Here is a 20602-nt window from a genome sequence, read left to right as displayed (position 1 = left end):
CGGTATCAAGCCGGGCTCGGGAGGATGCATGATGAAGTCTCGATCAATGGCGATGGTTCGCGGTTCCCTGCTCGCCTCGGCCGCGCTCGCGGCAATGGCGCCGGCCTTCGCCCAGGATACGCCCACGGCCGAAGCGCCGGCCCAGGTTGCGGGCGAAGAGGAGATCATCGTCACTGGCGCGCGCGCGACGCAGCGCACTTCGATCGAGTTCAAGCGCAACGCCGACGTGGTCGTCGACGGCCTGGTCAGTGACGAGATCGGCGCGACCCCCGACAACAGCGTCGGCGACACGCTCGAGCGGATCACCGGCGTCTCGGCCGACCGCTTCAAGGGCAATGCCAACGAGCTGTCGGTGCGCGGCCTCGGGCCGACGCTGAGCTTCTCGACCTTCAACGGGCGCGAGGTCTCGACTGCGGGTCCCGACCGCTCGGTCGCCTTCCAGCAATTCCCCTCCGAGCTGGTCAACGGCGTGCTCGTCTACAAGTCGCAGCGCGCCGACTTCCTCGAGGGCGGCGTCGGGGGGGTGATCGAGTTGCGAACTATGAAGCCGCTCGACTATGGCAAGCGCCGCATCCAGTTCGAGGTGCGCGGCGATTTCCAGCCCAAGGACGACGACGTCTACCAGCATGACGGCCTCGGCTACCGTGCCAACATCTCCTACACCGACGTCTTCTCGACCGGTCTCGGCGATATCGGCATCTCGATCGGCTATCAGCGCCAGGACACGACCGCGCCCGAGGATTACTACAACACCAACTCGACCTTCCAGGCGTGCAACACCTACGCCACCAACGGCGCGACCAACACCGCGAACTGCGCGCTCGTCACGACGGCGCGCAACGCGAGCGAGACGGTCGGCGACGTCTATTTCGCCAACAGCTCGCGCAGCTTCCGCACCCAGCAGACCTCGGAGGTGCGCGACGGCATCATCGGCGCGATCCAGTGGCGGCCGCATCCCGACTTCGAGATCGCGCTCGACGGCCAATATTCGAACCGCGCCAGCCTCGAGGACCGCAACGTTCTCCAGATCACCGAGGGGCTGCGCGGCGTCCAGCCGCTGGTCGTCGGCGACGGCGCCAGCGGTTATACCGAACACGCGCTGATGAGCTATCGCGGCAACTCGAACCTCGAGAACCAGCTCGAGACGCGCCAGCGCAACGAGGAGTATCTTGGCGGCGGCGCCACCCTGATCTGGTCGCCCGATCGCTGGAACATCGCCTTCGACGGCTCCTATTCGCGCAGCCACCGTACCGAGACGCAGAAGCAGACGCGCATGCGCTCGACCGTGCGCGTGCCCTATACGCTGACCTATAATGGCGACGATGTCGTGCCGACGGTCGATTTCGGAACCTTCGACATCACCAACCATGCGAGCTTCCTCGCGATCGCCAACAACTCGGTCTATGCCCGCCGGCGCTTCGTCACGGATCGCGAGGACGTGATCTGGGCGGGCAAGCTCGACATCACGCGCGAGTTCGACGGGTTCCTGAGCTCGGTGAAGTTCGGCGGCCGCTATTCGGATCATCACCGAACCAACGACAATGCCCGCAACACCGATCTCAACACCATTCCCGGCACGCCGGCGCAGGTCACCGCGCTGATCACTCAGGCCAACCAGCAGTGTCGCGCGCCCTTCACCACCAGTTCGTACATGCAGGGCATGGGAACCAACGTCGCGCGCTGGGCGACGTTCGACAATGACTGCCTGTTCCGCACATTCGCGGGCAGCGACGATGCGCTGCCCTATCCCGCTGACGGGCGCGACCCGAGCGACATCGACGTGCGCGAGAAGATCTGGGCGGCCTATGCGATGGCCAGTTTCCGCTCGGATGAAGGGACGGTGCCGTTCAGCGGCAATGTCGGCCTGCGCTGGGTCAAGACCGACATCACTTCGATCGGCTACCGCCAGGGCTACCGGCTGACGATCAACACCGGCGACGACACCTACGTCATCGCGGTCGATCCGACCCAGCCGCTCTCCACCAACACCGCCAAGGGCAGCTACAGCTACCTGCTGCCCAGCGCCAATATCGCGTTCGACCTGTCGCAGCAGCTCAAGCTGCGCCTCGCCGCCTATCGCGCGATCGCGCGGTCGGGGATCGAGAGCTTCGGCGCGGGCATCAGCCTCACCCCGGGGCCGGGCACGGGCGTCGACAACATCATTTTCAACGCCACCACCGGCAATCCCAACCTGAAGCCGCTGCGCGCGTGGAACCTCGACGCCAGCCTCGAGCTCTACGCCTCGAAGGACACGCTGCTGTCGGTCGCGGGCTATTACAAATGGGTCAAGGGCACGGTGATCGGGCGGTCGGAGCCGCGGCCGACCGACATCACCGTCACCACGATCCGCGACGGCGGCGCGCCGACCATCGAGACCTTCACGATCAACCCGGTCGCGCCCTCGAACGATAGCGAGACGCGGCATCTCTACGGCGTCGAGGCGACCTTCAGCCATGTCCTCACCTGGCTGCCCGATCCGCTCGACGGCTTCGGCGTCCAAGGCTCGGTCAACCGCGCGTTCGCCAATTTCGAATATCCCGATACCTCGCCGATCGCCGCCTATGTCGATCCGGCGAACCTGATCGGCCTGTCCAAATGGACCGCGAGCGGATCGCTGTGGTACGAGAAATGGGGCTTTTCGCTGCGCGCCAACCTCCGCTACCGTTCGGGCTATTTCAAGCCGAACGGCGGCACCAACCGCGAGATCCGGCCGGGCACCTATCTCAACCTGTCGGCGCAGTACGACATCTCGAAGAACGTGCAGCTCAAGCTGCAGGCGCTCAACGTCACCGGCACGCCCGACGTCATGTACAAGGGCGGCTACGACAGCATCACCGAAGTCTCCAACAGCGGCACCCAGTATTTCTTCGGCGTGCGGGTGCGCCTGTGATGAACTTGGGTGCGATCAAACTTGGCCGGACCATCCCTCTCTCGGTCCTTGCCGCTACCGTCGCCGCGGGTGCCCCATCCGCGGCGGCGGCTTTTCCTTCCGCCTCACCCGCTCTCTGCCGGGGCGCCGAAGGCTACGCCGCCGCGTTCGGCGGCCGCCGCACCTTCACGCTGCGGCCGAACGAGCTCGAGGCGATCAAGGCCTTGCTGCAAAGCGACCCTGCAGTCGCGCGAGCCTATCGCAGGCTGGTCGCGCAGGCCGACCAGGCGCTCGCGCGTACGCCGGGCTCAGTGCTCGACAAGCGCACCATGCCGATCTCGGGCGACCGGCATGACTATGTCAGTCTCGCCCCCTATTGGTGGCCCGACCCGGCGAACCCCCGGGGTCCCTATGTCCGCCGCGACGGGCAGGTGAACCCCGAGCGCGAGACCAATCGCTTCGACCGCACCGCGCTCGGCCGGATGGTGGACGACACCGACAGGCTCGCGCTTGCCTATTATTACAGCGGCGAGCGCAAATATGCCGATAAGGCGGCGGCGCTCGTCCGCGCCTGGTTCCTCGATCCGGCGACGGCGATGAACCCCAACATGAACTATGCCCAGGCCGTGCCGGGGCGCGAGAACGGCCGCGCGGAGGGGGTGCTCGACACCAGCGGGTTCATCGGCGTGATCGATGCGGTCGGGCTTATCGGCCCGTCGGGCGCGCTGTCGGCGGACGAGGTCAAGGCGCTAGAGGGCTGGTTCTCGCGCTATGTCGACTGGATGCGCACCAGCGCGAATGGCAAGGCGGAGGCAGCGGCGGGCAACAATCACGGTATGTGGTACGATGCCCAGATCGTCCGCTTCGCGCTGTTCGCGCGCCGCAACGAAATCGCCCGCCGCACCGTCGCCGCCTTTCCCGAGACGCGGATCGCGAAGCAGCTCGACCCGTCGGGCGCGCTACCGCACGAACTCACCCGCACGCGCAGCTTCCACTATTCGATCTTCACCCTCGACGCCGCCTATCATGTCGCCGACAGTGCCGCGTGCATGGGGATCGATCTCTATGGCGCCGAGGTGCAGGGCCGCTCGCTGCGCAAGGCGACGGATCACGTCGCGGTCTATCGCGGGCGCCAGGCCGAATGGCCGTACAAGGAGATGAAGTGGCCGGCGGAAGCGCTAGACGACCTGCTCACCCGCGCCGACGCCGCCTGGGGGCCGGGGGCATATCCGCGTGCAGCGGCGGGGGAGATATTGCTGCGCTACCGCAACGCGGCGCGATGATCGGGCGCCGTATCGTACTTTCGGCGGCATTGTTGCCGGCGCTTCCCGCAAGCGCCCGCGCCGCCGAAGCCGATCTGCGCGCGATCGAGCGCCGCCGCGTGCTGCCGCAGGCGCGGGCGATGCTCGCCGAACCGCCGCGCACCATCGCTGCGATCCCGGCGCCGCGCAGCCCGGGCGGGCGCCAGGATTATTATTCGGAGGGCGACTATTGGTGGCCCGATCCGGCCAATCCGGGCGGGCCCTATATCCGCCGCGACGGCCGCTCCAATCCCGGCAAGTTCGACGGCCATCGCGACGCGCTGATCCGTTTCGGCCGCATCGTCCCGATGCTCGCCGCGGCCTGGGAGATCACCGGCGAGGCGCGCTATGCCGCCGCGGCGATCCGGCACCTGCGCGCCTGGTTCGTCGATCCGGCGATGCGGATGAATCCGAACCTGCAGCACGCCCAGGCGATCATCGGCGTCAACATCGGCCGCGCGATCGGCGTGATCGACACGCTCCAGATCGTCGAGGTGGCGCGCGCCGCCGCCCTGTTCGCGCAGCGCAACGCTCCAGGCTATGCTGCGGTCCGCGCCGGTGTCGAGGACTGGTTCGCCCGCTATCTCGACTGGCTCACCACCTCGCCCTTCGGGGTAGAGGAGCGCGACCAGAAGAACAACCACGGCACCTGCTGGCTGCTCCAGACAGCCGCCTTCGCTGCCGTTGCCGGCCGCAGCGATATATCGGGATTGGCGCGCGAGCGGCTCAGGACGGTCATCATCCCCACGCAGATCGCGCCGGATGGACGTCAGCCGCTCGAACTCGCGCGCACCAAGCCCTATGCCTATTCGCTGTTCAACCTCGACGTCCTCGCCGCCTCGGCGTGGCTGCTGTCGGAGCGGAGCGGCGATCTCATCGCCTGGCGTACATCGGACGGCCGCTCGATCGGGCAGGCGATCGCGTTCATGGCCCCATATATCGCCGACAAGTCCAAATGGCCGTTCGCCAAGGATATCGAATATTTCGATGGCTTCCCGGTGCGCCACCCGGCGCTGCTGTTCGGCGCCCGCGCGCTCGACCGTCCCGACTGGCTGCATCGCTGGACTATGCTCAACCCCGATCCGGTGATCGGCGAGGTGATCCGCAATTTCCCCGTTCGCCAGCCCCTGCTTTGGGTCGATTAGGGAACCTTGGGCGCTGGTAATCTTTATCCCGCGGGATAGGCTGTGGTCGGTGGCACGATGCTATGGGCGGGATTGGTGATGATGTCGGCGACCGTGCAGGTGGTGACTGACGCCGATCGCAACGCGATCCTCGACGCGGCGCGGATTCCGGTCGTCGAGGAGCTCGGCAAACCGCCGGTGTTCGTCGTGCGCCAGCTCAACCGCGACGGCAAATGGGCGTTCCTGTTCGCCGACATGCAGCAGCAGGGCGGCGCGCCGTTCGACTATGGCGGCACGCGCAAGGCCGAGGCGGCACGGCAGGGCTATGTCTCGCGCAGCTATGCCGCGCTGCTGCGCAAGGGCGAGGCCGGCTGGCGCGTGGTCGAGGCGGCGATCGGCCCGACCGATGCGGCGTGGGAGGGCTGGCCGGCCAAATATGGCGTGCCTGCCAGCTTGTTCGCGTTCGACGCGCCTCAATAAGTGCCGTGCTCGCTGCCGGGATAGAACCAGGCGAAGCTGCGGCTCAGGTCATTGGTGCTATAGACGACATGCCCGCGGTTGCGCTCGAACCCCATCGCCGGCTTGCCGTCGAGCCGGCCTGACCACCAGCCGGTCTGCGCGCGCCCGACGAATTTCACCTGACGATTGCCGAGCTGGAAGCTCAGGTGCCGCACGCCGCCGCGCGTCACGACCGACATGCTGCACGGCTGGGGGCGGCCATCGTCGATCACGCAGCGCACGCGCTCGGACTGCTGGGCCGGAACCGCCACGGGTGCCAGCCCGGCCAGCGCGACGAACGAGGCGAATATCCACTTCATCCAGCGGCTGAACCGCGCGCGGCGTCAACGGTTCCAGATGTCGCGCGCGCGGTCGGCGCGGCGCACCGCCTCGCCCGCGCTGTCGGCGGGGCGCTCGTAGCGCCGCGTCACGATCGACGCCGCTTCGCCAGGATCGTCGGCGCCGCGCAGCGCGCGTCCCGCCGCCGCCTCGGTGTTGTTGAGCTCCCATTGGATGAACTGGAGCTGCTCGGCGAAGGTCGACTGGCGGATGTCCTTACCCGCCCAGGCGCGGAAATCGGCCTGGCGCGGCGCTTCCCATTGGGCAAGGCCATAGCCGGGTCCACCGCCGATCTGGTTGATGTTGGGGTCCATGCCGCTCTCGGCATCGAGATTGGCGACGATCCCTACCGCCTGGGCGCGAGTCCAGCCCTGGCCCTCGAAATAGGCGATCGCCTGGTCGATGCGTTGCTGGCGCGTGCCCTCGCCGGTGGGGGCAGCCCCGTCGGCGCCGTTGGTGCCCTCGGCCGGCGCGCTGCCATTGTTGGCGCCGCCCGGCGCGCGCAGGATCACTGCGCCATGGTCGAGCGCCCAGGAGAGGTTGTTCTCCGAGATGCGCTGGCTGCCGTCGGCATTGACGTTGTTCGATCCGATCATGCGGCCGTTGCCGGCATAGATCTCGGTGTGCGAGACGCCGCCGCCTTGGATGATCACGACGTCGCCGGGCTTGGCCTGCGAGGGATCGACTGCGGTCCAGCCGGCGTTGCGCAAATTGGTGTTGAGCTGCGCGACCGAGTCAGTGCGCAGCGAAGAGTCCATCACCCCCGCCTCGATCAACACGCCCGACACGAAGTTGGCGCAGCAGACATTGTTGGGGACGTTGGGGTTCATCGGCAGATCGTCGCTCGTGTCGGTCTTGAGGTCCGACGCGTTGCGGCCGAGATATTGGCGCGCGACGTCATAGACGTTGGACGTGCCGTCGCCCGGCGTGCCTTCGGGGCCGCCGGTGCCGTCGGGTCCGCCGACCTGGCCGTCGCCGCCGCCGATGTGGATCTGCTGGTTGGGGTAGATGAGGTGCGGATTGTCGAGCCCGTTCTGGCGCGCGAGCGTCTGCCAGTCGGTGCCGAAGCGCGCGGCGATGCCCGACAGCGTGTCGCCCTCCTGCACCGTATAGGTTTGTCCGCCGCCGCCGGACGGGATCGTGATCACCTGATCCGGGTGGATGAGGTTGGGGTTGCTGATCTGGGGATTGGCCTGGATCAGCGCCTCTAGCGAGACGCCCTGGGCCTGCGCGATCTCGGACAGCGTATCGCCCGATCGGACGCAATATTCGTTGGCGTTCTGAGTCGGAAGCGACTGGACTTCCTGCGCGGCGGCGGAGATGCGGGTCACGGGCAATCCTCCTGATACGGTTCGGGAGGTTAGGCTTGTGCGCCGCGCGCCTGAATAGTCGGTCCGACTAGCTGGCGGCCCTCAACTAATCGAAGCGACTATGTGGAGGGCGGCCGGATCGCCTTAGGCTGCGGCCATCTACAGGGAGTCTGGCGATGGTCGAGGCCGTCCGTTCGATCGAACCGCAGCAAGTCGCGCCGCCGCCCGTCGCGGGGCCGCCCGAGCCCGCCAACGACGTCGCGGGCTGGTGGAATGCCGAGCCGGTCACACCCGCGCCGGTGGTGAAGGCCGCGGCGGCGAACGACGTCTCGCTGACCGAGCGCGCGCAGACCAACGCATTGCTCGCCGACGACGTCTATCGCGCCGAGCCCGCGCCGCCCGCGGGCTATTGCGTCGCCTCAGCCGAGGATCTCGACAAGCTCGGCCTCACCCCGGAAATGCTCGAGCAGCCCGGCTCGAGCTTCCGCGCGCGGGTCTATGCGACGGGCGAGGGCGACGCGACGCAATATGTCGTCGCGTTCCGCGGTACTCAGGGCGGCGAGGACTGGAAGAACAATGTCCAGCAGGCGCTGGGCCTCGGTTCGGAGAGCTATGCCAAGGCGCTCGAGATCGGGCGCCAGGTCGCGCGCAGCGACGAGGCGGTGACCTTCACCGGCCACTCGCTCGGCGGCGGGATGGCCTCGGCGGCGGCGCTCGCCAGCGGGCGCGAGGCGGACACGTTCAACGCTGCGGGCCTTTCCGGCGACACGATCGACACTGCGCGCGGCATCGCCAGCGCCAATGGCCGCGGCATCGCGCCGGTCCAGGCCTATTACGTCCCGGGTGAGGCGCTGCACATGCTCCAGAATGGCGGCGACCGCGCCCTCGGCTTCCTCATCGGTGGCATTCCCGGCGGCCTCCTCGCCGATGCGCCCGAAGCCTATGGCACCCAGCACGAGCTCCCCGATGTGCGGCCCGAGGGCAAGGGCTTCTTCGACGGGTTGAACCCGGTCGATCGGCACGGCATGGATTGGGTGATCGCGGGAACCCGGGTGCTCGACTGAGCCCCACGCGACCGACCGGAGTGACCATGTGCGCCGTGTGTTGCCCGCCATTGCCGGCGCGATCGTGACGATGGGCTGTGCGCCTGCAGCGGCTCCTGCGGACTGCTTCGCCCCCGGGACTGAGCTGCCCGACCGCGCCGCGGTGCTGGCCGCGCCCGGCATCGGCGAAAGCGCGCGGGCGCTGGTCGACGCGCTGTTCCAAAGCGACGTGAACGAGGTGCGGGCGCTGCTCGCCGGGGATCCGGCGCTTGCCCGGCTACGGCTGGGCGGCGGTGCCGACGTGCTGAGTCTGGCCGTGGCGAGCTGCAGGCGCGAGATGGTCGACACGGCGATCACCGCGGGCGCGCCGCTCGATGGCGAGGGCAAGGGATTGCCGCTGATCCTCGCGCTGCGCGCGCGCGATCCGTGGTTCGCCGGGCGGCTGCTGGAGGCGGGGGCGCGCGCCAATCCCCCAGGCGCGCCGAGCGTGCCGATGCGCACCGCGATCGGCCTCAACGCGCCCGGCGCGGTGGTGATGCTGCTCGATGCCGGCGCCGATCCGAACCTTGCCGAGCGCACCGGCACGCGCCCACTGCACACCGCGCTCGACATGGAGCGCTTCCGCATCGCCGAGCTGCTGCTCGATCGCGGTGCCGATCCTTGGGCGATCGATGCCGGCGGCGCCAACCTCGCGACGTCGGTCGCGACGCCGATGCTCGCGCGCAATGCCGACGAAGCCTCCGCGCAGCGCCGTTTGGCCGAGCGCGTGCACCGGCTCGGCTGGCCCGAGCCTGCGCCCGATCCGCGCACGATCCGCAAGCTGGCGCTGGACGGAAGCTGGCCGCCGGCGGGGAAGGGCGCGCCGGTGCCCGAACCCGTGCTCAAGTTGATCCGCGAGCGGACCCGCTAGCGGGTTTTCGACGCCGCGTCGTTGCGCAGGATCATGACAGGCATCAGCGTGCCCTGCCCCGGCTCGACGACCAGCAGCGCGAACAGCGCTTTGCCCGCCGCATAGGCGCGCAACTCGCTATGATCCGGACGAACGCCGGGCAGATCGACGCGCGACCAGCCCGGCGGCAGATCATGCTCGAGCGTCGCGATCAGCGCGGCGCGCTTCTCGGCGGGGATCGCATAGGGCATGCTCGACAGCCGGCCGAAGCGCGGCTCGAGCGCGTCATAGGCCGCGATTGTCGCGCGCGTGACGCGCTTGCGCACCGCATCGCCGAACGGATCCTCGGCCGAGGTGATGAGCATCGCCGGCGGCGCCGGCGCCTCGGCGGGACCGCTGCAGGCGGCCGCCGCGAGCGTCAGCATCGCCGCGGCCGCCCGAAGCCTCAAGGCCGTGCCCGGCGCTGGACCGAGGCCAGCGTATCCTCGAACGCGCTCAGCACGTCGTCACCGACGCCGAGCTCGCCGGTCTGCTTGTTGACCGGCAGCGCGGCGTTCTCGAGCTTGGTCGCGGCATCGGCGGTGGGGTCGCCGATCGCCTGGTTGATCGCGTAATGCGTCCATTCCTTGGCGACACTGGCCACCGCGCCCGCGACCGGATGCTTGCGCGCCGCCTTGTCGACGATGGCGAGCGCCGAATCGAGCACCGAGGTCGCCATCGCGCGCTGGTCGGCGACGTCCTTGGTGATCGAGGCGGTGGCGGCATAGGTCGCGCCGACGAAATAGCCGAGCGCGCCGGCATTGGGGCGGCGCCCCTGGTCGGTGCCGGGCACCTGGATCGTCTCGTTGAGGCGCTGGATCGGGTCGCCATTCTCGTCATTGCCGAGCTGCAGGCGCGCCATCTGCTGGCCGAGCTCCGCGCCGCGGTCCTGGTTCAGCATCTCCTTGGCATAGGCCGCGAAGTCCGACCCGTCGGAGGTCTCGCGATTGTAGGTGAGCTCGGTCATCACGCCGGTGGTGTCGCTGTTGACCAGCGCGGTCAAGCCGTCGGTCATGGTCCGCAGCGCGTCGTCCTTGCCCATCACGGTGAGACCGCCGATCACCGAATTGGTGTCGCGCACCGAGCGCAGCGTGTCGACGCCGGCGTCGAACACGCGCGCTTTCAAGTCGGCGTCGCCCATGCTCGCCGCGGCGTCCATGATGTCGCGATAGCCCTGCGCGTTCCAGGTCGCGGTGGCGTGGCCGCCCATGCCGGTGCGTAGCTCGCCATCGGTGGCGGTGGTGAGGACGTGGGGCAGGCGGTCGCCGATCGCGTTGAACCCGGCCTCGGCATAGGCGCCGCGCAGCGAGCCGAGGACGTTGCCGACCGCTGCCGCCTGGGCGTCGGTATCGTGACTGACCGCGCCGCCGAAATAGCTGTCGGTGTAGCGCTCGCCGTCGACCTGCGGCTTCATCGCCGCGATATAGTCGACGCGGGTCCGCGGCGGAGCATGAGTGGCGATCTCCTTGCCGAGATCGGCGACCGCGCCGAACTCGCCGCCGCCGTCATCGGTGCGCGAGAAGGATTCGGACAGCGCTGCAAGGTTCTCGCCGCTCAGCTTGCCCGCCATGTCGGTGAAGAAGGCGCGGCGCTCGTCGGCGGAGAGGCCGCCATTGCCGAACCAGCTGCCGTCGTTGATCTCGCCGGCGATCTGGTCGAGCTGGCCGCTCGACTCGAGCTGGTCGATCAGCTGGTTGGCCTCGGCCGCGGGCAGGTTGGTGATCTGCCCGACCGCGCTCTTGATGTCGTCGTTGCTGACGGGATTGAGGAAACCGGTCTCCAGGCTCTTGGAGATCGAGTTGGCGGCATCGGTGACGGGATCGGCCATCGCATTCCTCCGGGTCGCACGGGGGTGGACGCCGTCGGCAATGCCCGATCGGGCGGGGCGCCGCGCTCTGCGATCCGACTAGGCGACTAATCGAATCGATTAGGTGGAGAGGGTGAGGGCCTTCTTCCTTTGCCACGGTTTAGAAGAAGACCCTCCCCAACCCCTCCCACGAGCGGGAGGGGCTATTGGGCAAGCGGCGGCCTGGTGCGCTAGCGCGGGCGCAGCTCCTCGACGCGCGCCTCGAGATTCGCCGGGGTCACGTCCCAGCGATTGGGGACATCATATTCGAAGTCGACCTTGATGTTGGGCCCGGGGCGCGAGATCTGGACGAGGCAGGTCTTCCACCCGTCCTTGCCCGGGATCTTCATCGCATCGGCGAGCTCGCGTGCCTTGAGGATGGCGGGGCGGCCTTCCGGCGTCGCGGCTTCCCATTTGCCGTCGCTCGTATAGCGATAGCCGAACATGCGCTTGCGCGGCTCGACCTGGATGACGAGCGTGATGCCCTGCCAGTCCTTGCCGGCGAACTCGTCGTCGGCGATCACCATCTGCCCGAGCTCGTGCAGTGCGCGGTCGGCGGCCGCCTGGTCGAAGTCCATCGTCATGCTCGCGTTCATGGGTTCAGCATCGCCCGTATATCGGCGGTGGAGACGCGATCAAAGGTCTGTCCGGCCTGGTTTTCGAACATTTCGAAGTTGCTGTAGACCTTCTCGCCCTGCGCGTTGAACACTTCGTAGCTCACATCGACGTCGCTCGGCCGCGCGCCGTTGTAGCCGCTCAGCTGGACGTCGACGCGCACCTCGCCGCCAGCCTCGATCCACGAGGCCCATTCATTCTCCATCGTGCGATAGGCGCTGTTGTTGAACTGCCCGGCCTGCGGGAACATGTTCACCGTGCCCTGATCGGGCAGGAAGCGATGGCCGATGATGTGGCCGCCCTGATCGCCCGGGTCACCCGAACGTCCGGTAGCGCTCTGCGCGCGCTGCTCGGCGCTCGAACGCGGGGTGCCGTCGTGAAGCTCGGTGAGCGTCGCCTGGCCGCGGGTCGGGCGGCCCTGCGCGTCGAGCGTCCAGGTCGCGCTGTTGTTGCCGACGCGACCGGTGCGCGTGCCCGCGCCGGCGAGGTTGTTGGCGGCGCGCGCCGCGGCGTCGGCGCCGCCGTCGAGCACCTCGTCGAGCTTGGTGCGGATGCCCTCGAGCGTCTCGCGCGCGCTGGCGGGGAGCATGTCGAGCGGCGCGGCGTCGAGCGCATCGGCGAGCTGGCGCAGCCCCGGCTCGACCGCGGCGCGGAAGCCGGCATCGACCTTGGCGAGATCGACCGCGTTGGACAGCGTCTGCGCCCAGCCGCCGAGCTTGCCGAGCTTCGCCGCGTCGCCGACCAACGGCAGCACGCCCGCGACCGAGATCGCCGCGTCGAGCCAGTTGCCGCGCGCCACCGAGATCGCGGCGTTGGAGATGTCGGCGATGCCGGTGGGATCGACGATGCCGACGATGTCGAGCCCGATCTGCGCCACGTCGGCGATCAGCTCGGTGCGGTCGGGGCCGTTGTCGTTCGCCGTCTCGAGCGCGGCGGCGAGCTGCCCGCGCTCGACCGGAGTGAGCTGGGCGTCGAGCTCGCCGATCACGCTCGCGCCGAACTCGGGATCGGCCTCGGTCTGCGCGCGCACGCCGGCGGCGAGGCCCGCGGTATCGAGCTGGCCGTCGACGGTGTTGTCGCGCACCAGCTGGCTGGCGACGCTTTCCGCCGGGGTTTCGCTCGTCCGGGTCGACGCGCTCGCGCCGACCCCGCCAACACCGCCATCAACGCTCATCATACACCTCGCCTGTCCGTGCCGGAGCCGCCGCTCAGAGATCGATCGGGCGGAAGAAGGGGCGCCCGATCGGTGCCGAGTCGCCGCCGCTCAGCGCTTCGCCCAAACCGACTGCGACCCCGAAGAACAGGAAGGTGGACAGCGCCTGGCGGATCTCGTCGAAGCTCGGCATCGTGCTGCCGGGCCCGTAGAGTTCGCCGGGCTTGGTCGCGTTGAGATCGGCCTGGGTCGCGACCTGGCCGGTGAGGTCCGAGCGCCAGCCCGCGCCGCTCGCATTCTCGTTGAGCACGAACCCGTCGCGCGTCGCGCGGTCGATCGCGCGGCCGTCGTTCGACATCGAGATTTCGAGATCGCCGAGCTGGTTCTGGCTGATGCCGTCGACCATGATCGCCTGGTCGCCCTTGGTGATCGTCACCTGGCTCGCGACATAGGCGTCGGGGTTGCCGCCCCATTGCTCGGTGTCGATCGTGATCTTGGTGCCGTTCTCGAGCGTGAAGGTGGTGGTGCCCCAGAAGTCGAAGGCCTGCTTGCCGTCGATCTCGACATGCGGGTCGCCCCAGATGCGCGTGGTCTCGCCGGTCTCGGCGTTGCGCACGGTGATCTCCGAATTGCGCTCGTCGAGCTGGAGCGTGTAGCCGTCACCGAGGTCGATCGAGCCGGTATGCTCGCCGTTGAGCGAGGCCGACCATTGCGCCTGCGGCTCGGGCTGGAAGCAGCGGCCGCCGCCGAGCATGCTCGCCATGATGCCGCCCTGGATGAGATAGTTCATCGCGAGCTGGCCGAAGGCGAACTGGCCGGCGCCGAGCGGGCGCGACGCCTCCATCATGATCTTGGCGCCGACCAGCACCCCGACCCCGCTTTCGAAGGCGCGCGCGAATCCGGCGCCATTGGCTTGTGCCTGTCCGATCATCGTCATTCTCCCGAGGTTTGAGCGCGACGACCGGCGACGCGCTCAGCGCGCGTCGGCCACCCGCCGCGCGGCTTCGTCCAGAAATTCGGTTACGCCATCCACACCCTCGCGCGCCGGGGCATAGCCCGCGACCGCGTGATCCAGCCGTTCGATCGTCCGCCCGTCGACCGAGCCCGCCATGTCGGCGGCGATCGCGCCGGCAAGGCCCTCGATCGCGCGCTCGAGCTCGCCCAGCGCCGCCGGGTTCGCGCCCGGCAGCGCCTGCGCCACCGCATCGGTCAGCTCGCGCAGCCGATAGGGATCGGCGCCGAGCGCCTGCCCCTGGCCGCCGGCGAGCGACAGCTCGGCGGCAATCCGGCCGACCACCGCGACCGCGACCGAGCGCGCGCTCGCCTCGCCGATCACCGCCGGCGTGCGGCCCTGGCCCCCCGAGGGGTCGATGGGCCCCAGCGGGCCGTTCGAGATGCGGTCGATGGTCATGTCAATTCTCTCCAGCATGAAAGCACAGCGGCCAATGCGGCGCGCTCCGCGATTCGCTTAGGATGCTAGTCGGATCGATTAGCGGGGCCGGCGCAAGCCCGCGCGAGAGTACGAAAAAACCCGGCGCCAGCCTGGGGGCGGCGCCGGGTGCTTATCGATGCGGCTTCGTGTCAGCGATCTTCGGGCTGTTGCGCCGCGGCCACCGCCGCGCGCCCGTCGACCTCGCCGAGCATCGGGGAATAGGCGGGCACCGCGCCCCGGCTACCGACCTCGCCGCCATTGGGCAGGCCGAGCCGGCCCTGGCCGGGATATTCGAGCGGGTTGGTGCGCGTGAGCGAATCCGCGGCGTCGATCGCCTCGCATTCGCGCTGGTCGTCGACGGTCTGGTCCGACGGCGAACGGACCGGAAGGTGCCAGCGCAGCGCGCTCACGGCACCGAGAAGTGAATCAGCCATGACGAAACTCCCTTGAAGGGGCGCGAGGCCGGGTCAGTAGCCGGCCTGGGCGCAGAGCGCGCTGAGCTTGCGCACCTTGGCGCCGCTCGCACCCTGCCGGATCATCGCGCGGTTGTTCGCGCAGATCGCCTGCGAGTTGCTGCTCGACGCGGTCCGGCGGCTGCCGTTCCAGCCCCAGGGCTGGTTCCGCCCCGTGGTCGTGCGGCGCAGGTTGCGCTGGCGCTCGAGGTCGGCGTGCTTCGACAGCACTTCGGTATCGTAGACGTCCTGCGCGCTCGCGGCGGGGGCCGCAAAGGTCATCGGCGCGGTGATACTCAGCGCCATCGCGATGGTGAAAGCCTTGTTAATCATGGCCAATCTCCCAGCTTGGACAATGCAATAACAAGAAAAGGGGGCGGAAGTAACCGCCCCCTTCCCAGTTGGTGCGACTTTGCGCCGAGGCGGTTACTGCTTGCGAGCGACCGTGTTGAGCGCTTCGCCGATCGCCTTGATCGCGGTGTTGATCGCGTTCATCAGCATGCCGAACGCCTGGGCGTCGGCCGAATACTCGGCGGACTCGCTCGGCGTCGCGTCGTCGAGACCCTTGGCCTTCTCCTCGAGGTTGGCGGCAGCCTTGTCCGCCGCCTCGCCGAGCGCCCGCGCCAGCGCGCGCAGCCAGCCGCCGCCGGCCTTGGAGCCGCCGGCCTTGGCTTCCTTGGCCTCGTCGGTCTGCATCGCGTCTTCGCCGGCCTTCTGCAGGATGTCCTGGACCATGCGCTGCATGTCGCCGATCTGGGCCGGGCTCGCGCCGGTCTCCTGGCCGAGCGCCTGGATCGCCTCGTCGAGGTTCTGCGCGCTGCCCTGGATGTCGCCGAGCGAGCCGGCGAAGGCGCCCTGCGCCATGTCGATGGCCGACTGCGGCAGGCCCATCTGGTCGCCGAGATTCTGGAGCAGCTGCTGGCCGAGCTGCGACACGACCTGCTGCGCGAGCTGCGCGATGATGCCGCCGACCGGGCCGAGCATCGACGTGGCGAGGAGCGAAACGGGATTGAGACCACCGAACATGGATACCTCCTTCGAATTCGATCCCGAGACCGTCGGGGGCGGGGCGGCGGCCGGAAAACCGCCGTCGTCGTCGAGTCTTCTCGCGCATCGGGGCGGGCGCCACACTCACCGATCCGATTACCAGCCTAGTCGGATCGCTTAGGTGAGCGGGTGAAAGAGCAGTCCCGCGAGCGCATTGAGCTCGCGCACGCCATCCAGCTCCAGCTTGCGGCACATGTTGTTGAGATGGACGCGCACCGTGTTCTCGCTGATCACCAGCAGGGTCGCGATGTCGGCATTGGCGCGGCCCCAGCCGAGGAAACGCAGCACCGCCGCCTCGGTCTTGGTCAGGCTGTGGATCGCCTCGAGATGGCGTTCGGGGATGCGCGAGCGCGGGATGCGGAATTCGCCGATCAGTTCCTCCTCGCCGCTCGCCGCCGCGTCGGCCTTGCGCAGCAGGCGCATCAGCTCGCGCAGCCGCGCTTCCTCCTCGGGATCGGGGGCGAGCGGATCGTTCATCGCGCCAACGCCTCGATCACCGCGCGCACCGTGTCGCTGCGCCCGCCGATCTCGCCGACCACGGCCTGGGCGAGCGCCGGGACGAGCAGCAGGAGCAGGAAGGTCGCCGCCCAGCTCTTGATCGACAGCGAGAGGGCGAAGACGTTGAGCTGCTGCGCGAAGCGGTTGAGGATACCCAGCCCCGCGTCGATCACGTAGAGCACCATGATCACCGGCGCCGCGATCAGCAGCGCGAGCATCATCAGCCGCCCGAACTCATTCTCGAACACGGCGAGACTGGCCATGTCGAGCGTCGGCCAGTCGGCCGCGATCGGCCAGATCGCATAGCTTTCGATGACCGTGCCGACCAGTAGCAGGATCCCGCCCGAGGCGGCGAAGATGACGTTGGCCAGTCGCCCGAGCAGCGCGCCGTTGAGCGAGGTCATGGTGCCGCCCATCGGCTCGAGGATCTGGCCGATCGTCGCGCCGACCTTGGCGTCGATGATCTCGCCCGCCGCCTCCATCGCCCACAGGATCGTGGCGAAGAAGAAGCCGATGACGAGCCCCGCTGCAGCTTCCTTGAGCAGCATCCGCGCCCATTGCAGCGCGCCCATCGCGGTCGGATCGACCGAGGGCTGCATCAGGAAGGCGACGCCGCCCAGCGTCAGGATGATCGAGTTGCGCACCGTCGCCGGGATCGTGTCGCGCGAGAAGATCGGAACGAGCACGAAGGCGAACGCAAAGCGCGCGGAGGCGAGCGCGACGAGCAGCAGCTGGTTGGCCCATCCCGCATCCGCGCCCAGCATCAGCCCAGCATTCCCGGGAAGTTCGAGAAGATATTGTCGGTGAAGGTGAACAGGCTGCCCGCGAGCAGCCCGGCAGTGACGAACAGGGTGATCACCACCGCGAAGAATTTGAGCGTATATTGCAGCGTCTGTTCCTGCAGCTGGGTCGCCGCCTGGACGATCGCGACGAGCAGCCCCACCGCCGACGCGGCGATGATCGGCGGCGCCGACAGCAGCAGCACCAGCCACAGCGCTTCGGTCGTGATCGAGACGATGTCGCCGTTCATCGTGGCGTCCCGCTAGACATAGCTCAGCACCAGCCCGTGGCTGATCTTCACCCAGCCGTCGACCAGCACGAACAGCAGCAGCTTGAACGGCAGCGATATGGTGACGGGTGAGAGCATCATCATGCCGAGCGCGAGCAGGATGTTGGAGATGACGAGATCAATGACCAGGAAGGGCAGGAAGATCAGGAAGCCGATCTGGAAGGCGATCGTCAGCTCCTTCACCACGAACGCCGGGATGATGACGATGAAGTCGGTCGCACGCGCCGGCTCGGTATTGGAACTGGCGGCGATGCGCTGCTGCGTGCGCAGGAAAAATTCGCGCTCGTCCGGATCGCTGTGCTTGATCAGGAAGGCGCGCAGCGGCTCCTTGGCACGGTCGGCTGTGTCGAAGATCTGCTCGGCCTGCTGAGTGACGTTCTCGCCGCCCGACGCCGCCTGCATCTGCTGGATCGTCGGGTACATCACGTAAAGCGAGAGGATCAGCGCGAGGCCGTTGAGAACCAGGTTAGGCGGCACCTGCTGGAGCCCGAGCGCGTTGCGGATCAGGCTCAGCACCACCACGATCTTGGTGAACGAGGTCACCATCACCGCGAAGAACGGCGCGAGCGAGATCAGGACGACGGTGACGAGCGCGGTGCCCGGGGTGAAGGCGGACAGGTCCATCGCCTCACTCCGCCTCGATCAGCACGCCGTAGCCTTCGCCGACCGAGATCAGCGTGCCGCGCGCGAAGGGCTTGCCGCTCGCCAGGAGGCGGACCGGGATCGACCCGGCTTCTGTATCGAGCGGGAGCACCGCGCCTTCGCGTATCGCCTGGAGTTCGGCGAGCGGTACCGCGGTGGACTCGAGCTCGATCGTGATCGGCACGGAGAAGCGGCCGTCGAGCGCGCTCTTCTCCTCGGGCGGCGGTGATACCGCGGCCGCCGGAGCCTCCTCCGCGGGCGGCGGCGCATCGTCGGGCGAATCAGGTAGCGTGTCGCTCAGAATCGTATCTTGCATCGAAGCTGTTCCCTTCAGGGATGAGAGCGGAATTGCCGCGCGCGCGGATCGAAATGGCCGGCGATGCGGATCGCGCCCGCAGCGAGGTCCGCGCGTAGCGGCGCGGCGCCGAGCAGGAGGCAGTCGCCCGGCGCGAGGCCGGCAGCTTCGTGCGGGGCGAGGCGGGGGCCCGCGATCATGAGTCGCGCCGGAATCGCGGTCCTGCCGGCCAGCTCGGGCGCGAACTCGGGCGGCGCGGGAAGGATGGCGAGGCCGAGCGGCAGCGCCAGCCGGGCGGCGAGCCCCGCGGCGGCGATCGTGGCGATCGGGGCGCCGGTGGGGGGCGCGTCGTCGATGTCGAGCGGCTCGAGGTCGATGCCCAGCGCCATCTCGATCGTGCGCAGCAACGGCTCGGCGCGTTCGATCAGCATCGCGGCGGCAAGCCCGTCCTGCGCTTCGAACCGGCTTGCCACGCCGTCGAATTGGTCGAGCGCCAGCGCCGCACCCGATTCGAAGCGCAGCCAGCCCCCGCGCCGGTCGGGCTCGGCGGCGACATGCGCCACGAGCACCGCGCCGCCGACGCGGCGGCCGGTCAGCGCGCGCAGCACGATGCGGCGAAGCTCGGCTTCGCCCGGGTCCATCGCGGGCAGGCCGCGCAGCACGCCGTTCATCGCGCGATCTCCGGTTGCGGCGGCGTCGCCGCGGATGCATCTGCCGGCCAGGTCTTGAGCAGGCTGATCCCGCCGGGGGTGACCCCGACCAGCATCACCTCGTCGCGCACCTCGATCAGCACGACTCGTTCGCTCTGCCCGAGCGGGAGCGTGCGCAGGAAGCGGATCGGCTTTTCGCCTTCCTCGGCGCCGCCGTGCACATGGTCCTGCCAGCGGCGCAGCAGCCGCAGCAGGACATAGGCAAGGCCCAGCACGATCGCGAGCGCGACGACGACGGCGAGCAGGCTGGAAAGGACGGTCCAGAAGCTCATGCCCAGAAACTCATATGACGTCCTCGCGTTCGAGCGGCGCCTCGCCCGACCGGGCGCGCTTGGCCCACAGGATGATTTCGGCGATCGCGTCGAAATGGTCCTCGGGGATCATCTCGCCGGGCCCGGCCGTGGCGAAGATGGTGCGCGCGAGCGGCACGTTGCGCACGATCGGCACGCCCTCGCGCTCCGCCTCGGCGCGCATCGCCGCGGCGAGCGGTCCCTCGCCCTTGGCCGCAACGACTGGGACCGGGCATTCGTTCGGGTCATAGTCGAGCGCGATGGCGAGGTGCGTGGGGTTGGTGAGCAGCACATTGGCCTTCCCCGCCGCCGCGATCGCGTTCTGGTTGGCCCATTCCTCGTGCATCTGGCGCCGCTGCTGCTTGAGCATCGGATCGCCTTCGCTGTCCTTGTGCTCCTGGCGGATATCGCGGCGGCTCATCTTGAGCCGCTTGATGTAGCGGTGCTGCACCCAGGCGCGGTCGGCGAAGGCGACGAACAGGAAGATGCCGATCGTCCAGCCGATCAGCTGCAGCGTCAGCGATCGCGACAGGTCGAGCACCGCCGCGGCCATCTTGGGGCCTGCGCCCGCGCCGGTGCTCCACGCGGCGGCATGGAGGATCGCGGCGAATTCGTCGATCGATCCCGACAGCACCACCCAGATGATCGCCAGGATCAGCGCGGCCTTGATCAGCGTCTTCAACAGCTCGAACAGATTGTCCGGGTTGAACATCCGCTTGAGTCCCTCGACCGGGTCGAGATTGCCGAGCTGGGGCTTCATCTTCTCGGTCGTGATCAGCGCGCCGGTCTGCAGGAACTCGGCGACCAGCCCGGCGACCGCGGCGGGGACGAGGACGAGGCCCGCGACCAGCACGACCAGTCCGAAGGCGGACGCGCCGAGCGTGCTGAGCGTCGCCTCGAACGGCTGCCCGGTGGCGTGCGCGAGGCTCAACTCGGTAAAGTCTGCGATGCGCATGCCGACAAAGCCGGCACCCGCGAGGAACAGGACCAGCCACGCGATCATGCTGATCGCGCTGCTCAGGTCCTTGGACTTGGCGATATCGCCCTTTTTGCGGGCGTCGCGGAGCCGTTTGCGTGTCGGCTTCTCGGTCTTGTCGCCGCCTTGGTTCTTGTCGGCCATCCACTACTCCGGACCGCCTTC

The 20602-nt window shown here is 68.6% G+C and carries 25 protein-coding genes; 6 read left to right on the top strand and 19 right to left on the bottom strand.

What is annotated here, in order from left to right:
* The first annotated feature begins 52 nt into the window (after nucleotides 1-52).
* The 4 genes from ACO227_RS02800 to ACO227_RS02785 all read left to right on the top strand — a co-directional run bounded on the left by ACO227_RS02800 (nucleotide 53) and on the right by ACO227_RS02785 (nucleotide 5774).
* Nucleotides 53-2890, top strand: coding sequence for a TonB-dependent receptor (locus ACO227_RS02800; RefSeq protein WP_423605097.1), 2838 nt, complete (start codon nucleotides 53-55; stop codon nucleotides 2888-2890).
* Nucleotides 2890-4152, top strand: coding sequence for an alginate lyase family protein (locus ACO227_RS02795; RefSeq protein ID WP_423605095.1), 1263 nt, complete (start codon nucleotides 2890-2892; stop codon nucleotides 4150-4152). The genes ACO227_RS02800 and ACO227_RS02795 overlap by 1 nt, the downstream gene beginning before the upstream one ends.
* Nucleotides 4149-5315 carry an alginate lyase family protein gene (locus ACO227_RS02790; RefSeq protein ID WP_423605093.1) on the top strand — a complete coding sequence of 389 codons (1167 nt, stop codon included), beginning with the start codon at nucleotides 4149-4151 and terminating at the stop codon, nucleotides 5313-5315. The genes ACO227_RS02795 and ACO227_RS02790 overlap by 4 nt, the downstream gene beginning before the upstream one ends.
* Nucleotides 5316-5393: 78 nt before the next feature.
* Nucleotides 5394-5774, top strand: a complete 381-nt coding sequence (locus ACO227_RS02785) for a hypothetical protein (RefSeq protein ID WP_423605091.1) — start codon at nucleotides 5394-5396, stop codon at nucleotides 5772-5774.
* Here ACO227_RS02785 and ACO227_RS02780 read toward each other — a convergent pair.
* Nucleotides 5768-6112 carry a hypothetical protein gene (locus ACO227_RS02780; RefSeq protein ID WP_423605090.1) on the bottom strand — a complete coding sequence of 115 codons (345 nt, stop codon included), beginning with the start codon at nucleotides 6110-6112 and terminating at the stop codon, nucleotides 5768-5770. The two genes, ACO227_RS02785 and ACO227_RS02780, sit on opposite strands and share 7 nt — an antisense overlap.
* Before the next feature lie 24 nt (nucleotides 6113-6136).
* The gene (locus tag ACO227_RS02775) at nucleotides 6137-7462 is read right to left on the bottom strand and encodes a phage tail tip lysozyme (protein ID WP_423605088.1); all 1326 of its coding nucleotides are present in this window, start codon (nucleotides 7460-7462) and stop codon (nucleotides 6137-6139) included.
* Between the two features lie 155 nt (nucleotides 7463-7617).
* Here ACO227_RS02775 and ACO227_RS02770 point away from each other — a divergent pair, with 155 nt between their 5' ends.
* Nucleotides 7618-8505, top strand: coding sequence for an Mbeg1-like protein (locus ACO227_RS02770; protein WP_423605087.1), 888 nt, complete (start codon nucleotides 7618-7620; stop codon nucleotides 8503-8505).
* A gap of 28 nt (nucleotides 8506-8533) precedes the next feature.
* A complete protein-coding gene (locus tag ACO227_RS02765; RefSeq protein ID WP_423605086.1) occupies nucleotides 8534-9394 on the top strand; it encodes an ankyrin repeat domain-containing protein in 861 nt (286 codons plus the stop codon).
* Here the strand turns inward: ACO227_RS02765 and ACO227_RS02760 are convergent.
* The 17 genes from ACO227_RS02760 to ACO227_RS02680 all read right to left on the bottom strand — a co-directional run bounded on the left by ACO227_RS02760 (nucleotide 9391) and on the right by ACO227_RS02680 (nucleotide 20581).
* Nucleotides 9391-9798: a hypothetical protein gene (locus ACO227_RS02760; protein ID WP_423605085.1), complete on the bottom strand. Its 408-nt coding sequence runs from the start codon at nucleotides 9796-9798 to the stop codon at nucleotides 9391-9393. The two genes, ACO227_RS02765 and ACO227_RS02760, sit on opposite strands and share 4 nt — an antisense overlap.
* A 20-nt stretch (nucleotides 9799-9818) precedes the next feature.
* Entirely contained in the window at nucleotides 9819-11240 is a 1422-nt protein-coding gene (locus ACO227_RS02755; RefSeq protein ID WP_423605083.1) for a hypothetical protein, read from the bottom strand.
* 209 nt (nucleotides 11241-11449) lie between these two features.
* Nucleotides 11450-11854: a hypothetical protein gene (locus ACO227_RS02750; RefSeq protein ID WP_423605082.1), complete on the bottom strand. Its 405-nt coding sequence runs from the start codon at nucleotides 11852-11854 to the stop codon at nucleotides 11450-11452.
* A complete protein-coding gene (locus ACO227_RS02745; protein WP_423605080.1) occupies nucleotides 11851-13050 on the bottom strand; it encodes a DNA/RNA non-specific endonuclease in 1200 nt (399 codons plus the stop codon). Before ACO227_RS02745 ends, ACO227_RS02750 begins: the two co-directional genes overlap by 4 nt.
* A 31-nt stretch (nucleotides 13051-13081) precedes the next feature.
* Nucleotides 13082-13957 (bottom strand): DUF1521 domain-containing protein, encoded by an 876-nt coding sequence (locus tag ACO227_RS02740; protein WP_423605079.1) that lies wholly within the window; start codon nucleotides 13955-13957, stop codon nucleotides 13082-13084.
* 42 nt (nucleotides 13958-13999) lie between these two features.
* Nucleotides 14000-14437 (bottom strand): hypothetical protein, encoded by a 438-nt coding sequence (locus ACO227_RS02735; RefSeq protein ID WP_423605077.1) that lies wholly within the window; start codon nucleotides 14435-14437, stop codon nucleotides 14000-14002.
* Nucleotides 14438-14607: 170 nt separating this feature from the next.
* A complete protein-coding gene (locus ACO227_RS02730) occupies nucleotides 14608-14892 on the bottom strand; it encodes a hypothetical protein (protein WP_423605075.1) in 285 nt (94 codons plus the stop codon).
* A gap of 33 nt (nucleotides 14893-14925) precedes the next feature.
* A complete protein-coding gene (locus ACO227_RS02725; RefSeq protein WP_423605073.1) occupies nucleotides 14926-15243 on the bottom strand; it encodes a hypothetical protein in 318 nt (105 codons plus the stop codon).
* 93 nt (nucleotides 15244-15336) lie between these two features.
* Nucleotides 15337-15936 carry a hypothetical protein gene (locus ACO227_RS02720; protein WP_423605072.1) on the bottom strand — a complete coding sequence of 200 codons (600 nt, stop codon included), beginning with the start codon at nucleotides 15934-15936 and terminating at the stop codon, nucleotides 15337-15339.
* Between the two features lie 138 nt (nucleotides 15937-16074).
* Nucleotides 16075-16434: a helix-turn-helix domain-containing protein gene (locus ACO227_RS02715; protein WP_423605070.1), complete on the bottom strand. Its 360-nt coding sequence runs from the start codon at nucleotides 16432-16434 to the stop codon at nucleotides 16075-16077.
* Entirely contained in the window at nucleotides 16431-17219 is a 789-nt protein-coding gene (sctT, locus tag ACO227_RS02710) for a type III secretion system export apparatus subunit SctT (RefSeq protein WP_423605068.1), read from the bottom strand. The genes ACO227_RS02715 and sctT overlap by 4 nt, the downstream gene beginning before the upstream one ends.
* On the bottom strand, nucleotides 17219-17485 hold the full coding sequence (gene sctS, locus ACO227_RS02705) for a type III secretion system export apparatus subunit SctS (protein ID WP_423605067.1): 267 nt from the start codon (nucleotides 17483-17485) through the stop codon (nucleotides 17219-17221). The genes sctT and sctS overlap by 1 nt, the downstream gene beginning before the upstream one ends.
* A 12-nt stretch (nucleotides 17486-17497) precedes the next feature.
* Nucleotides 17498-18148: a type III secretion system export apparatus subunit SctR gene (gene sctR / locus ACO227_RS02700; protein ID WP_423605065.1), complete on the bottom strand. Its 651-nt coding sequence runs from the start codon at nucleotides 18146-18148 to the stop codon at nucleotides 17498-17500.
* Nucleotides 18149-18152: 4 nt separating this feature from the next.
* A complete protein-coding gene (locus ACO227_RS02695) occupies nucleotides 18153-18482 on the bottom strand; it encodes a FliM/FliN family flagellar motor switch protein (RefSeq protein ID WP_423605063.1) in 330 nt (109 codons plus the stop codon).
* A 14-nt stretch (nucleotides 18483-18496) separates the two neighbouring features.
* The gene (locus ACO227_RS02690; protein WP_423605062.1) at nucleotides 18497-19132 is read right to left on the bottom strand and encodes a hypothetical protein; all 636 of its coding nucleotides are present in this window, start codon (nucleotides 19130-19132) and stop codon (nucleotides 18497-18499) included.
* Nucleotides 19129-19443: a flagellar biosynthetic protein FliO gene (fliO, locus tag ACO227_RS02685; protein WP_423605060.1), complete on the bottom strand. Its 315-nt coding sequence runs from the start codon at nucleotides 19441-19443 to the stop codon at nucleotides 19129-19131. The genes ACO227_RS02690 and fliO overlap by 4 nt, the downstream gene beginning before the upstream one ends.
* A gap of 10 nt (nucleotides 19444-19453) precedes the next feature.
* On the bottom strand, nucleotides 19454-20581 hold the full coding sequence (locus ACO227_RS02680; RefSeq protein WP_423605058.1) for an EscU/YscU/HrcU family type III secretion system export apparatus switch protein: 1128 nt from the start codon (nucleotides 20579-20581) through the stop codon (nucleotides 19454-19456).
* Nucleotides 20582-20602 lie beyond the last annotated feature (21 nt).

It is taken from the genome of Sphingomonas sp. MS122 (assembly GCF_049532975.1).
Classification (GTDB): domain Bacteria; phylum Pseudomonadota; class Alphaproteobacteria; order Sphingomonadales; family Sphingomonadaceae; genus Sphingomonas.
Note: the sequence above shows the minus strand (reverse complement) of the source record. Positions and strands in the feature narration are given on the sequence as shown.